Source organism: bacterium (assembly GCA_035559435.1).
In the GTDB taxonomy this organism is placed as follows: Bacteria; Zixibacteria; MSB-5A5; order WJJR01; family WJJR01; genus JACQFV01.
This window is the reverse complement of record DATMBC010000080.1, coordinates 54,246-69,956: the sequence shown is the minus strand read 5'-3', so window position 1 is coordinate 69,956 and position 15,711 is coordinate 54,246. Positions and strand designations below refer to the sequence as shown.

General features: G+C 63.4%; 6 protein-coding genes and 1 other RNA gene. 3 read left to right on the top strand and 4 right to left on the bottom strand.

From position 1 onward, the window contains the following. Window positions 1–2,739: HYR domain-containing protein (locus VNN55_10085; GenBank protein HWO57900.1), on the bottom strand; the 2,739-nt coding region annotated here is incomplete at its 3' end. A gap of 566 nt (window positions 2,740–3,305) precedes the next feature. Next, window positions 3,306–6,584, bottom strand: coding sequence for a hypothetical protein (locus VNN55_10080; protein HWO57899.1), 3,279 nt, complete (start codon window positions 6,582–6,584; stop codon window positions 3,306–3,308). 615 nt (window positions 6,585–7,199) lie between these two features. Here VNN55_10080 and ssrA point away from each other — a divergent pair. Beyond that, window positions 7,200–7,560: a transfer-messenger RNA gene (gene ssrA, locus VNN55_10075) on the top strand. Window positions 7,561–7,602: 42 nt separating this feature from the next. Here the strand turns inward: ssrA and VNN55_10070 are convergent. Both VNN55_10070 and VNN55_10065 read right to left on the bottom strand, forming a co-directional pair. Next, window positions 7,603–10,188, bottom strand: coding sequence for a tail fiber domain-containing protein (locus tag VNN55_10070; GenBank protein ID HWO57898.1), 2,586 nt, complete (start codon window positions 10,186–10,188; stop codon window positions 7,603–7,605). An 11-nt stretch (window positions 10,189–10,199) separates the two neighbouring features. Continuing rightward, the gene (locus VNN55_10065; protein HWO57897.1) at window positions 10,200–11,621 is read right to left on the bottom strand and encodes a tail fiber domain-containing protein; all 1,422 of its coding nucleotides are present in this window, start codon (window positions 11,619–11,621) and stop codon (window positions 10,200–10,202) included. A 632-nt stretch (window positions 11,622–12,253) separates the two neighbouring features. Here VNN55_10065 and gatE point away from each other — a divergent pair. Next, window positions 12,254–14,227: a Glu-tRNA(Gln) amidotransferase subunit GatE gene (gene gatE, locus VNN55_10060; GenBank protein ID HWO57896.1), complete on the top strand. Its 1,974-nt coding sequence runs from the start codon at window positions 12,254–12,256 to the stop codon at window positions 14,225–14,227. Beyond that, window positions 14,220–15,608, top strand: coding sequence for a Glu-tRNA(Gln) amidotransferase subunit GatD (gene gatD / locus VNN55_10055; GenBank protein ID HWO57895.1), 1,389 nt, complete (start codon window positions 14,220–14,222; stop codon window positions 15,606–15,608). The genes gatE and gatD overlap by 8 nt, the downstream gene beginning before the upstream one ends. Window positions 15,609–15,711: the final 103 nt, after the last annotated feature.

Below are 15,711 nucleotides of genomic sequence, written 5' to 3'. Positions count from 1 at the left end.
TCCGCCGTCCGGATCATACGAGCCGTCATCCACCGAGCCGTTGGCCGTGCAGGTCGGTCCGGCCGCCAGTTCGAGATTCTGAACGCAATTGGCCACCGGCGGCACGGTCACCACCGTGCCCTCGATCGTCACCGTGAAGTTGCACGTGTCGGTGTTGCCGGCCAGGTCGGTCGCCGTGACCACGACCGTCGTCACCCCCACCGGGAAGCAGAAGCCCGAAACCGGGTTGGACGACACGGACACGCCGGGGCAGTTGTCGGACGCCCCGATGCTAAAGGTCACCACCAGGCAATTCTCACCCGGCGCCGCCGTGTCGACGATGCTCGGCGGGCAGGTCGCCAACGGCGCCTGCGTGTCGTTGACCGTCACCGTAAACGAGCAGGAACTGGCATTACCGGCATCGTCCATCGCCGACACATTGACCGTCGTCGTGCCGATCGGGAAGAAGGTGCCGGGCGGCGTAGCCGTGACCGTCGGGCTGGCGTCGCAATTATCGTCGGCGCTCACCAGATAGTTCACTGTCGCGCCGCACTGGCCGGGAGTATTGTCGACCGTAATATTGGCCGGACAGGTCACCGTCGGCGCCGTCACGTCGTTGACCGTGACCGTCGCCGAACAGGAGGCCGTGTCGCCCTCATCGTCGGTGACCAGCAGCGTGACATTGGTCGTGCCCAGGCCATACGGGCCGGCCGGCGTCTGAACCGTCGTCACCGAGCCGCCGTCCGGATCAAACGAGCCGTTGTTGATCGAACCGCTCGCCTGGCAGTTGGCGTCGGCCGACAGCGTGATATTCTTGCAGATGGCCGTCGGTGGCTCATCCTGCGCCGCCTGTTGCACCGTCACGACAAAGCCGCACATGATTTCATTGCCGCAATCGTCGGTGATCGTCGCCGTCACCTGCGTCGCGCCCTCGTTGAACGTCGAGCCCGAAGCCGGCGTGGCGATGATGGTCAGCGACGGATCGCAATTGTCGGTAGCGTTGATTGTGAAATTCACCACCGCGCTGGTCGTGCCGAAGGGCACAATGATCAGCGTGTCGTTCGGGCACTGCACTTCCGGCGCGATCGTGTCGCGGATGGTGATCAGCTGCTGGCAGGTGGCGAAATTCCCCGCCGCGTCGGTCACGCGATAGGTGCGCGTGATGACTTCCGGGCAGCTCTGGCCATCGGAAACCTGGCCATCATAACTCCACACCGTGCCGGGGCAATTGTCGCGGTACGATCCACCCGCGGTCGCAAACGCCGCCGCGTCGGCATAGGGCGCCGGCACCGCGCTGGCACACTGGACAAAGATTCCGGGCGGGCAGGTGATCGACGGATCGGTCTCATCGACCACGGTCACCGTCGCGTCGCAGGTGTCGGAAGCGCCCTGCGTGTCGGTCACGATCAACTTGACGTTGGTCGTGCCCTTCGGGAACGGCCCGGGCGGCACCAACGCCAGCGTCAGCGCCGTGCCATCCTCCGGATCGGAGGAGCCATTGTTGACCGCCGCGGCGGTCGTGACGCCCAGACAGCTGTCGCCGGCGGGCACCGTGACATTCTGGCAAATCGCCGTCGGCGGCTGATTTACCGGCGGCAGTTCGTTGACAATCACATTGAAGGTGCAGGTGTCGGCGTTGCCCGCGTCGTCCGTGGCAATCACCACCACCGGCGTCGATCCGACCGGGAAACTGGACCCCGACGCCGGCGTGGCCACGATCGTCACCGACCCGTCGCAGTTGTCCGTCGCTGTCCCCGCTGTGAAGTTCACCACGATGCCGGGCGTGCCGTTCGGCACACTGAGGGTCGTGTCCGGACGGCAGGTCACCACCGGATCCGTCTCGTCCACCACCGTAATCGTCGCCGCGCACGTGTCCGCCGCGCCCTCGGTGTCGGTCACGATCAACTGGACGTTATTGACGCCCAGATTGTACGGACCCGCCGGCACCAGCGCCAACGTCACATTGGTGCCGTCCTCCGGGTCGCTCGAACCGTTGTTCACCTGCGCCGCGGTCACCGCCGCCTGGCAGGTCGGACCCGCCGCGACGGTCACGTTCTGACAGACCGCGGTCGGCGCCACATTCGGCTGCGCCACGCACGAACCCGAGCCCACCGTGAGGAAGCCCGGCGTGAAGCTGAAGAACACTTCGGCGGTGGACTCATCCACACCCACGAGGTGGTTGGCCGGCGTCACGCAGGCCGTGTCGATCACCATGCATCCATCTTGCGGAAGGAGATTGAGCACAAACAGCAGTGACGGGGTTGCGCCATCGCTGCCAGGAACTAGCGTGATATCGTCGCCAATATTCGGATCCCCGGTCGAAACTGTCGCCAACAGGAACCCATCCGGACTGGCCGTATCGCCTCGCGCCGCGGCCGCCGCAAACGTGCTGGACGTCGGGCCGCTGCATGAGTTGGTCGTCGGATCGGCATACTGCCGACGGGTCACGTTGCCGGCTGGCCATGTCGCTCCCGCCACGTCACCCAACGGACTATTCTTCAAACGGCCGGTGGCGTTGTAGTTGAACACGGTGTTCAGCACGTTGCCGAAGTAGAACGCCGAGCCGGAATGTGTCCGGATCTCGAGCGGGAGTACGAACCCGACAATCGGCTGATCATTGGTAATGAAGACGCCGACCTGCACGTTCGTCGCTCCCGCGGCGGCCGACTTCGACTCGACCACCACGGAGTTGACCGCCATCGCCTGCGTCGCCGTCAGACACACCAGCAGACAACAGGCGATCATTGCGAGTTTTCTCATGTTTTTTCCTTTCACCGAAAGACGGTATGGTTGCGAAGCGACTCTCTGTTGATACAATTCAATTAAGCTTCGGATTCAGCAAGGACAGAATGGCTGGTAAACTCGGTATGAACTGACCGCTTCTCTAATGTAAAGACCCAATGGCCAGCAGATGGGGCACCGCCTCTAAGCAAAGGATAATGCTGCGACTCCGGTTGTCCGTCGACTCAATCGGCCTGCCCGCGGTAAACGAAACGCGAAAACAAGGTTGGTAAAGAGGACGGCCCCCCGCCCTGGCCCGAAGCGCGGAACTCCGTGCCAGAGTTCCGGTTCGGCGCAGCCGTCAAGAACTGTATTAACTGGTTTCGCCTCCTAGTTGTCAACACACTTATTCGCCGATTTGGCAATCGATCTGCCCTTTTTGCCTATGAAACGTTAAGTGGATAAATAATCTCCTGTTAAACAACGCCTTGCGTCACATGCCGCTTGGCTGACCCGGGACGGCCAGCGCACAAAACACAACCGGGGCGGGAGACTGGCTCCCACCCCGGCTGGTTAAAGACAAGTGCGACTACGGAATCAGCGCCTTACGGAGCGCACGGATCCACGTAGTTGGCGGCGACCGACTGGCCGCGGAACGCCACGTTGACCACCTTCACCACATCGGTGACCGCGGTCACGCCCGAGGCATCCACGTCCGTGCGCTCGTTCGGGCAGCCCGGATCAAACGTCGCGGCTGCACCACGGAACGCCACGTTGACGGTGATCACCACGTCCTGCACGTTCGAGCGGATGCCGTCGCACGACGGATCGGCCCAGCAGGGGCAGGTGCACGAACTGGCGCTGCACAGATCGGCGGCGGCGGCAAACGCCAGACCGTCATCGATCTTGGCCTTGAACGAGGCTTCGCTGATCGTGTCGGAGGCGAAGACGACGACATAGGTCAGCGTCTCGCCGGCGGCGATCGACTTGCCGTTGTCCAGGGACATGAGGGTGTAGAGGTCAACCGCCGAGTCGGAGAACAGCTCGGCCGCGCCGGTCGACTGGGTCAACTGCCGGTACAGGAAGCCGTCGGTCGGTCCGCCACCCGGCTGAATGTCATCGGTGTTGTTGCCGACGTGGGCGTACTTAAACGCCGTCTTCGACGCAATACCGCCGCGGAAGCGGGCGGTGGTGTTCTGGCCGACCGGCACATGACCGGCGGTGTCCGAGCCACCCTGCCACACGAGGTTGCGGGTCAGATCCGAACCCGGAACGTTGGTCACGCCCGACTGCATCGTGCCCAAACGCGCCGCCGGAACGATATCCGCATCCATCAGGATACCGATGGCGAGGTTGGAGACCGCGACGGCCGGCTTGTGGCGGTACACTTTGTAGCGCGCCAGCACCATTTCGTCCTTGGTCGGATCCTGTGGGAAGGCCCATTCGACGGTCACGCCGACGACGGAGTCGCGCGTGCTCATCTTGGCGGTCGCATAGGCGCAACCGGAGCCGGTGCCATAGGCGGAGGTGTCGATCACCAGATCGCCCTGGGCGCGGAAGCCGAATTGGCCGTTGCTGTTGCGGTCAAAGAAGCGCAGATACACGGTCGTGTCCGGACCCTGCGTGCCGTGCGCGATCAGAAGCGATCCGTCGAAAATCGACGACGACGAGTCGCTGTAACGCCACAGACCGCCCTCGCCAAACTGCGACGCGAAGCGGGCGCTGCTCTCCACCTGCAGAGCCAGCGAGCCGGGGCTCGCCACGCCCGTCTTGATCACTTCGTTTTCCGGACAGAAGAAGTTGTTGAACACGAAGAACTCGACCGGGAAGGTGCGCGGGCTCGGCTTGGTCGCGTCGTTGTGGGTGATCGCGATCTGGCCCACATACAGGCCTTCCGCCGCGCCGTTGGCGGCCATCGTCACGGTCCGGACGATATCCGGATCGCCGGCGATGATCGAGTAGGCGCCCGTCGTCAGCGACAGCGTCGGCGCGCCGGGGAAGTCGGTCACCGAGACATTGCCTGACAACGTCGCGTTGCCCAGGTTGAGAATCGTCAGGGTCTCCTGATTGGTTCCGTTCTGGGGCGCGTTGTACTCGCATTCGCTGCGGAAGGTGAGCGTCGCCTCGAACACCGGGGCGATGACCGGGCACACATACTGCGCGTCGGTCGTTCCGCCCGGCAGACGCAGGTAGTGCACCGGGTTCAACTGCCAGGTGCCTTCACCCTGCGGAATGCCGCCGGCATCCAGGTCGGAGATGAAGAAGATGTCGATGTCATCGACCATACGGCCGATCGTCTGCCAGTGCTCGGAACGGCAGACCGAATCGGGACGCTGCGGGTTACCGGTCAGCGTGTCGGCCGCCCCCGGGTTGCAATTCGGGGTCTTGGTGTTGGTCAGGTTGACCGCCGGCGACCAGGTGTTGCCACCCGAGTTCGACACCGCCAGATACAGCTCGCCGTTGTAGTAGCCACCAGCCGACACGTCTTCCTGCTCGGCCTGGCTCGCACCGCCCAGCTGCACCCAGGTCACGTACACATAGTTGTTGTTCGACTGCGCGCCGCCCTGGCAGAGCGTGCTGCCATCGCCGATACCGACGGTGTGCTTGGTCACGTTCAGGTTGAACACGCCCGTCAGGAACGGGCTCGGCCAGTAGCCGAGATAGATCGGACGGATCGTCGGACGCGCGGTGCTCCAGTGGCGCAGCGCGATGTCCGAGCTCACGTTGGCTTCCCGCTGCTCGTCCCAGGTCACGTGCAACGCGCTGGAGTTGTCGTACGTGATCGAGATGTGCAACCAGGCCTGCGGGCCGGTCGGATCGTTGTAGTTGGTGATGACGGTCTTGACCTTGGGTTCGGAACCGGAAATCCAGCCCGCGCCGTCGGTCGTCGACTGAATGTACGCCACGTTGTTGTTGCCGTTCATCGAGGCGTAGTTGTCCACGTGCACGCCCACGGCGACCTTGTTGCTGTTCGGGTCGTCGGCGATCACGTAGGAAATCTGGCCGGTCGAGTCGAGAATGACCGGACCCGTCCAAGCCGAACCGTCCCAACGATGGTACCACAGCAGGTCGATCGGGCAGTCGTTGGTGTTCGAATGCGCGATCAGGTGCCGGGTGCCGGCGTCGTTGCCGTCACGGCCGGCGGCGTTGCGCGGCCAGAGAACTTCCGGGCAACCGCCCGCCGTGTAACCAGACAGACCGTCGTCCAGGTGCGTGGCATTGCCCGCGCCGAACGCGTAGTACTGGTGCCAGGGGTTGTACGGGAGATTCGGATCTTCGGTCTGGTGCAACGAAACGCACGCGTAGTTTAGACCGTCAACATCCATGTTGACATAGCCGGCGCGGGCCAGCTCGCCCAAGCCGACGAACACGCCGCCGAAGCCCTGGTTGAGCGTGGCGGTGCTGACCGTGTACGAGTTGTACGCCACGAAACGGTCAAACTGCTCGATGTCGTTCGGAATGCGGTTCCAGGCCATCCAGACGAAGTGGACCACATCCGCGCCGGAGGTGCGGGCGGTCTGGTAGCCCTGGGAATCGTTGTGCTGGTAGTCGTAAGACGTGTTGGCGATCGGCAGTCCAGGCGAGGGCGCCGGCGGCGCAAACGAGCCGGAGCTCAGCGACGTGCGCGGAACCGTGCTCTCCTGGATGATCGGGTTGTCAAAACTGAGATTCAGCGAGTTCCGGCCATCGATATAGCGGTTCGAGGTCCAGCGCAGGTCCATTTGCTTGGCCTTCAATTCAACATTGCGACGCTGGTTGACCTCGCGCTGCCATTTCCGCTTGGCGAGAGTCTCGGGGGAGTCAACCGCCTGGACCGCCACGGCGCTGAAACCCGCCGCCGCGATCACCAGGGCCACTCCAAGCTTTACAATCTTCCCCGTCATGCGTGTCTCCTTAAACAAACTTGACTGAAACGTTGCCGTTCCGCCACGGCGGAACGCCGTTTAATTCGCCCCGTCCCCGGATGGGCCGCTGGGTGCAACCACGCCGGGCCGGGATTCTCCGTTTAACGCTTCCGTCCCAAAACTAGTGTGTGGTGACCACCTCCCTACGACACCGCAAAGCTCATGGCTTGTCGGCTGTTGTTTGCATTCAACTGGTTAACGTCTTGGCAGATATCGCAGACAAACTCGTATCCGTGTCGCCGGTTAATGTCATCTGGTGTAACGTCTTTTCGGGGCGGACTTCGAAAGCCCACCGATTCGTCTGTGGTGCCAGCCGGCACGCGGCCCGGGGAGAGGACCCGGACTGAAGGGGCAAGTAAATGAAAGTAACTCGGGCTGATGCTACCGCGGGATTGCCAAACTCAACTTTAGTTTTCGAAACCGCACGGAGCCACTAAACCCGGATAACACTATAAAGCGAAGTCAACAGTTGTCAAGCCGATTTTGGTTTTTGACGGTCAAAAGCACGCGCAGAAACTGCGACTTCAACTGACGTGCCACAAACATCTTAACTCCCACCGCGTATGAAAAAAGCACGTATTGTTTGTGGATTCCGGGGGCGACTGGTTTCGACGGAGTCGCCAAAGGAAGGTTTGCCCGCCGAGGTCCCCGAGTCCTCGCTAAACCCTTGGGAAACAACACAAACGCCTACGATAACTCGTATGCGCTGGCAGCCTAACTTAGGATAGACTGCCCCACGGGTCGGAAGCCCGCCCTCGGCGGCTGGCCCGCTGGCCGAAAATGAGGGATAGCACCGGATCGCTCCCGCCGGTCCGATGCGAAACTCAAGCCGGGATAGCACCGCCGTAGCCTGTCGCTCGGCGCCGGCGGTGCGAATACAAACGACCGACTACGCGGGTAGACGGCCTTCACGCGGCACTTTCGGACGGGGGTTCGATTCCCCCCGCCTCCACTCATTGATCCGTTCGCTCGGTTCTCGCTACTGCCCAACCCACGCCTACCGCGCTGAAAGCCTTAGCTTTTCGCGCAGTTCATCGATCATCGCGCGTTGCTCGTCGATTTGCCGCTGTTGCTCTTTCATGCCTTCGATCAAGTACGGGACCAACCGCGCGTAGTCGATCGCGAGCAAGCCCTCGCGTGTCTCCGTAACCGCCTGGGGAACGACTTCCTTCACTTCCTGCGCGATCAGACCGATCTGCTCGCCCCGGGCCATCGGATGATCGGGCAGGACATCATGCTTCCATCGGTAAGTGACCCCACGGAGCCGTTCGACGGCGTCCAGCGCGTTTGTCAGCGGCACAACCTCGGTCTTCAGACGTCCGTCTGAAACGCACGCCCCGCCGTTGAAGGCGCAGACACTGCCCCAGGCGGTGATACTGCCGACGGCAAGGACATCACCGTTGGAGTAGAAGTTCACCCGGGCCTGATTTCCCGAGGTGCGGAACTGAAACCCGTCGGGGACACCGGCAATAGTCGAGTTGTAGATAATCGCGCCGTCAACATTGGAGGAAGCATCGGCGAACAGGATGCCCCGTTCATTTATGTCCGGAGTCGTGATCGAGATGTACCCGTTGTCGGCGTGCTCGAAGTTGGCGATGGAGTAAGGCCAGGCGCTTCCCGCAACGGGAGTCGATCCCTTCAGCACATGTAACGGAGTCTCCGGTTGTGACGTGTTGATACCGACACCGCCGCCGGCGCGTACGAGGAACTGGTTGGCGCCCGTCGAAGTAAAGGAGGCACCGATCCCGTCCGCCCAGACGAAGGCGCCGTCGTGATTGGCGCGCGCGAGATAGCCGGCGGCAAAGGAATTGTGGCCGGCGGCCCGGTTCAATTGGCCGCCGGGAATAGTGGCAAAGTTGCCGAAGGCAGAATCGGCCTGTCCGCCACCGACAGTAGAATAGTTTCCCTGCGCGTAGTTGTCGTAGCCGCCGGCGATTGTGCCTCCGCCGGCCGCAGCGCGATTGCGCCGTCCGCCGGTGACCACGCTGTAGTCTCCCGCGGCGGTGTTGGTGGAACCGCCGCCGATGACGGCGTAGTTGCCCACGGCGGAATTGGAGTCGGCCGGCCCTGACCCGCCCCCGCCGGCAACGACGGAATACCAACCCGAAGTCCTGTTATACCCTCCACCACCAATGGTTGAGCTGTAGCCGGTCGCCCGATTGAAAAACCCGCCGACAACGGACGACTGAAGCGCCGACGCGGTATTGTAAAATCCGCCTCCGACAAAAGAGCCATTCCCCTTGGCGCTGTCGGCGTATCCCCCGCCAACGGCTCCATTGGAATCGGCGAAGCAGTTGCGTCCACCGGCTACCGTCGCACCGGGCCCAACAGCACGATTCGACAGGCCACCGCTCACCGTGCCGAAGAGCCCATTGTAATCGACCAAATTGGCGCGCCCTCCCAGGATGGCGCCGTATCCGGCCCGGGCGCGGTTCTGGTATCCGCCGCCGATGGTGGTGTAGGCGCTGTCCGCGTCACTGTCGTACCCGCCTGAAATCGTGGAGCCGGTCGCTCCCGCGCGATTGAGTTCGCCGCCGCCGATCACGGAGTTTGGACCAGTGGCGATGTTGCCGCCGCCGCCGCCGATCGTTGCTCCCTGTCCGGGGGCAGCGTTGGTCGCGCCGCCGCCGATTGTGGACCAATTGCCGGAGGCGACATTCGTTTCGCCTCCTGAGACGGTTGCACCGCGTGCCAACGCCGAGTCTCTCCAACCACCGCCAACGAATGCCCATTGCCCCGAGGCCGCGTTCTGCCTGCCGCCGGAGACGGCAGCATAATCTGCCCTGGCGGAGTTGAACGCCCCGCCACCCACCACGGCCGCCGACGCCAGCGCGGAATCGTTGATCCCTCCCGCGATCGTGGCGCCGAAACCAGTGGCGGCATTGTCACGTCCCCCGACGATGACCGCGTTGTTGTTCTCTGTGTGGTTTCCCGAGCCGCCGCCGATGAAGTTGGCGACACCGGCGGCGCTGTTGGTCAATCCGCCGCCGATGATCGAGAAACTTCCCGAGACAGAGTTGTCGGCGCCTCCTATGATCGACGCACCCGGACCACTGGCAGTGTTGCGCGTCCCTCCGGCGACGACCGTTGTGTCACCGGTCGTAACGTTCGCGATGCCGGCGATAAAGGCGTGATCGCCGGAGTTGATGTGCCCGGGGCCGATGGAGACTTTGCTGGAGATCGTCCCGCCGGAGGCCCCGTCGACCGTGGCGACACGGTGCGCATAGGGTCCAGTCACTAACCGGACACGCGGCAACGTCGTCCCATCGACCGTGATCTCCAGCCAGCGCGACGTGTCGCTGAAAACCGCATCGGTCAGCGGCACAACGGCGCCAACCAGACCAATCCAGAGTCCCGACGGGTCGCTGACCAGCGATTGATTCTCTCCGGGACCGTTGGGCCAGACCTCCGCGCCGAGAGTCGGCGCATCGAAAATCTTGAAGACGAAACTCTTCGGACCCGCCGGCAACGGCGCGCCCAGACTGTCGGTGAGTTTGCCCTGCACGGTAATGCAGGCGGGCACGGCGGCTTCGGCCACAAGCGGCAGCCACATCATCACGGCAAGCAGTGTCACGCGGCGCATGACTATGTCTCCTACTGAGTAATTTGTTCCAGACGACGTTTGAGAGATTCGATTTGGCCCTGCTGTTCCTTGATTGCTTCGATGAGCAAGGGTACCAGTCGGGCGTAGTCCACCGCGAGGTAGCCGTCGGGCTGTTCGCTGACGGCCTGCGGGATGATCTTCTGCACATTCTGCGCGAGAAGACCGACTTGCCGGTCGGCCGGGAGGGACTGTTCTCGGCGGGCTTCCGCGTTCCAGCAATAGGTCACGCCCTGCAGTTGGCTGATTCCAGCGAGCGCGCCGGACAAGGGATGAATGTCCTCCTTAAGCCGCTCGTCCGACGGACACGCATGATTGGCGGCGCAGATAACGCCGGAGGCGTGGAAATCCCCGCTGCCATAAAACTGGAATGGGTTGGTGAAGGCGGTGATGTTGCTGAGGTTGAGCGTGCCGATGCCGCCGTAGACGGTGGATTGGATCTCCCACTGGATTCCGTTGAACTCGCCGTCGTCGAGACGAAGCACGGAGGAGCCGACAGGATTGAGAATGTGCAGAACCTGTCCGCCGGTGGCAGTCTGCGGCTGATTGGTGCCGATGCCGACGCCGCCGCGGGCGCGAATGAGGAACTGACTTGGACCGGTGGACGCGAAGTCGGCGCTGGTGCTGTCGGCCCAGACGAAGGACGCCGTGTGCAGTGAGCGCGCGCGGTGACCGGCGGCCAGTGACCAGTTTCCGTTGGCGACGTTGCGCGTCCCGCCAAGGACCATCGAGTAATTGCCGCGCGCGACATTGGAATCGGCCGGGATACCCGAGCCGCCGCCCGCCACGACCGCGCCGTAGCCATACGTGCGATTGGCGGATCCGCCGCCGATGGTCGAGTAGAAACCGTTGGCGATGTTGAACCAGCCGCCGCCGACCGTTCCAAAGGCCGCATCACTGCTGTTGAATCCACCGCCGCCAATTGTCGAGTAAGCGGCGAGACTCCCGGACTTGTTGGCGAGCCCTCCACTAATGGCCGCATAGATTCCGGTCGTCTGATTTCGCAACCCGCCGGAGACGGTCGACCAATTCCCATTGGCGGCATTGGAATCGACGCCATCGGCGCCGCCACCGCCGACGACGGAATAGGAACCGCGGGCGCGATTGTTCACGCCGCCGCCAACCACCGCTCCCACTCCGGTCGCGTAGTTGTAGGTGCCGCCGGGTATTGCGGCGAATTCCGCGTTCACAGTATTGAACGCGCCCGCGACGAACCCATGATTGCCGCTGTTGATGTGCCCGGGGCCGATGGAAACTTTGCTGGTGATCGTCCCGCCGGAGGCCCCGTCGACCGTGGAGACACGGTGCGCATAGGGTCCAGTCACAAACCGGACGCGCGGCAGCGTCGTCCCATCGACCGTGATCTCCAGCCAGCGCGACGTATCCGCGAACACCGGGTCTGTCAGCGGTGTCACGGCGCCGATCAACCCGACCCATAAGCCGTCGGTCGCACTGGTGATGCTCTGGCTCTCAGGGACACCGCCCGCCGGCCAGACTTGAGTTCCGGCAGTGACGGCATCAAAGATGCGGAATTCAAATGTCTTTGCGCCGGCAGGCAGAGGGGTCCCGGCGGGATCCGTCAGCCGCCCCTGGACGGTGATCTGAGCGGGGACGGCCGCCCCCGCAACGCTCACGGACGCAGAGACAATGCACACGACAAGAGTAAGTGCGCGCATAGGAAAGCTCTCCTGTTTATTTGGTCATCGCGGTACGAACAGCTTTGGCCATCGGCGGGATGGCATACAGGATAAATATAATCGCCATTCCCCAAATCGTGTTTTGTGTTCGTCGGTGAGAAACATGGCCGTGACGCGAAGAAGGCGAGATCGAATGGGGTCTCCCGGAGGCCGAATCGCGGTGGAGCTCGTTCATCGTCGCGCCGGCGTTCACATAACTCGTTGCCTTGGGCCGAAAAAGGATTCAAATACCACCGTCGGATTGGCCGGCGATTTTGACGCTGCAGTTGATTGCGTGCTGTCCCCGGCGGCACATCCGGCTTATTCTCTCCGCGGCTTTGTATCGAAAGGGGTCGGACAACTTGTCAGGCATGCCTTCCATCATCGACTACCAGGAACTCGGCCTCCGCGCCGGACTGGAAGTCCACCAGCAACTGCTGACCGACAGCAAGATGTTTTGCCACTGCCCCGCCGGTCGCTACACCGAGACCCATGACGGCGAGGTGCTGCGGCACATGCGTCCGACCCTCTCCGAACTCGGTGAATACGACGGCACCGCGTTGATGGAGTTCCGGACCAAGAAGAACATCATCTACCTGTTGCACAAAGAGAATGTCTGCACCTACGAGATGGACGACACCCCGCCCTTCCTCGTCAACCAGCAGGCGATTGACATTGCCATCGAGCAATGCCTGATGCTGGGCTGTGACATCGTCGATGAGGTGCATATTGCCCGCAAGCAGTACCTGGACGGCTCGATCCCGACCGGGTTCCAGCGCACGGCGATTGTCGGCGTCAACGGCCGACTCCCCTTCCGCGGCCGCGAGATCTCAATCACGCAGGTCAGCGTGGAGGAGGATTCCTGCCGCGAGGTGTCCGACCGCGGCCATCTGATCGTCTGGCGCACCGACCGCCTGGGAATGCCGTTGATCGAGACGGTGACCGGGCCCGACCTGCGCACGCCCGAGGAGGTGGCCGAGGCCATCCTGCTGGTGGGCCGAGTCTGCCGCAGCACTGGCCATGTCCGCGTGGGCATCGGCGCCAGCCGTCAGGATGTCAACGTCTCGGTGCGCGGCGGACGGCGCGTCGAGATTAAGGGTGTGCCGCAGGCGCACTGGGCAGTACGGCTGGTGCACGGCGAAGCGGTTCGGCAGATGAACCTGCTGCGGCTGCGCGATGAATTGCACAGACGCGGATTCCGCCGTCCCGAGGACCTCAAAATCGACAGCGTCAATGTGACCGACCTGTTTTCCACTTGCGCGTTCAAGCCGTTTCGCATCGAATCGTGGGAGAAGTGGGTGGCATCCACCGGACGGCGCCCCGGATTCGAACTGGGCGCGGGTCCCTTCTGCGTGCGCGCGGTGCGTCTGAAAGGACTGACCGGCACGCTCAACTGGCCGACCCAACCCGACTTGACCTTCGCCTCGGAACTGGCCGGACGCATCCGCGTCATCGCCGGGCTCGACCAGATCCCGATCCTCTTCCATGATGAGAAATGGCCCGACTATGAAGGCTCGGTGGCCGACCTGCGCCGCCTCCGCGCCCGTCTGCACTGCGACCCCGGCGACGCGGTCGTCATCGTCTGGGGGTCCGAAGCCGACACCGTGACGGCCACGGAGGAAATTCAGAAGCGCTACGCCGATGCTATCGATGGGGTCCCCAATGAGACGCGCCAACCGTTCCGCGATGGGCACACTGACTTCGAGCGCATCCTCCCCGGGCCGGACCGCATGTATCCCGACACCGACAGCCCGCCGACACCCGTCACACGCGAGCGGGTCGAACGATTGCGTCGTCAATTGGCGCCGCGTCCCTGGGATCGCGAGGAGCGCTACCGCGCCGCCGGCGTGCCGACACCGACCATTCACTACCTGATTCGCCGCAACGGCGCCCATCTGGTCGATCTGGTCACGCTGGCCGGCGGCGATCTGCGCGATGCCTGCTTCCTCTTCGGCGAGCGCCTCAAGGGCTTGCAGCGTGCCCGCGTTCCTGTCGATGCCATCCCCGAAACCCGCTGGTGTGAATTGTTCGCGGCCATGAAGAACCAAACCGCGCTCCGCGAGGCCTGGGAGTTGATCGTGCGCAAGCTGGCGCTTAGCCCAACGACACCCCTCGCGGAACTGCTCGCAGTCGAGGGCCTCGGCACGGCACCCGTCGACTGGCCGTCGACCGTTCGGCTGCAGATCGAGGCCGCGCGCCGCGATCTGCGTCCCGGCGGCGATCCGACACGGTTGCGACGGCTGGCCATGGGACGGTGCATGGAATCGCTGCGCGGCAAAGTCTCCGCGCAGACGGTCGCCGCTGAAATCGAGCACAACTTATCCGCCGAGGGCCGTCATGGCTGAGGACGATCTGAAAGGATACAAGGGCCGCGCGCGCGCCCGGCTCTCCGAACTCGGCGTACGGGTCTGGAGCGATGTGCGTCTGGTCAACGACACCGGCAGCGTCTTCGAAGGCGTCATCCTGCCGCGCAGCGAGACGCTTGATGACGCGCACATCGTGATCAAGCTGAAGAATGGCTACAACGTCGGCGTGCACATCGATCGCATTGCCACGGTGACCGAAGTCGGCTACAAAGTCGCGGTCTACAAGATTCCGGAGAAAGAATTCCCCCGGCGGCCCGATCTGCCCGCGGTGACGTTGTTGGGTACCGGCGGCACCATCGCCTCGCGTCTGGACTATCGCACCGGCGCGGTCATCCCGGCTTTCACTCCCGGCGAGCTCTACGGCGCGGTCCCGGAGCTGGCCGACATCTGCAACCTGACGACCAAAAAGATCTTCGGCGTCTTCTCCGAGAACATGGCGAAGGACCAGTACATCGAACTGGCCCAGGCGATCGGCGCCGAAATCGAGGCAGGCGCCGATGGCATCGTGATCGGGCATGGCACCGACACCATGGGCCACACCGCCGCGATCCTCTCGTTCATGGTGCAGAATTCGCCGGTGCCGATTGTGCTGGTCGGCTCCCAGCGCTCCAGCGACCGTCCCTCCAGCGATGCCGCGCTCAATCTGATTCACTCGGTGCGCTCGGCGGCCTACGGCGACATTGCCGAGGTGGTCATCTGTATGTTCGGGCCGACGTCCGACCGCTACGGCCTCTTGCACCGCGGCACCCGCTGCCGCAAGATGCACAGCTCCTACCGCAGCACCTTCCGCACCGTGGGCGACACGCCGTTGGCCACGGTCAGCCGTGACGAGTTCTCGTATCTGACCGACGATTTCCGTCGCCGCGACCGATCGCGCAAGGTGGTCATCGACGCCGTCTACGACGACCGCGCCACGATTCTCTACTACTACCCCGGCATGCGCGCCGACCTCGTCGACGCGCTGGTCGAGAAAGGTTATCGTGGAATAGTGATCGCCGGCACCGGCCTCGGCCATGTCAACAAGCCGCTCTACCCGGCGCTCAAACGCGCCGTCGCCGCCGGTGTGCACATCGTCATGACCGTGCAAACCCTCTGGGGCTACGCCCAAATGTATGTCTATGACACCGGACGCGACCTGATGGACCTCGGCGTGGTCCCGCTCGACAACATGCTGCCCGAAACGGCGCTCATGAAGCTCTCGTGGGTGCTCGCCCACACGGATGATCACGATGAGGTGATGCGGATGATGCGCACATCCATCAACCACGAGATCACACAGCGCGAGCCGCACAACGGCTACCTGATCCTGCAGGGCGGCCTGCCCGATACCGACGCGTTCATCGCCGCGCACTGGAAGTAAGCAGATCGGCAGACCGGTCGGCGGCGCAGCGGCGACGGATGAATTCCCGACGACCGCGGTGTCATGCCAAAAAAGAAACCCCGGGCGGATCGCTCCGCCCGGG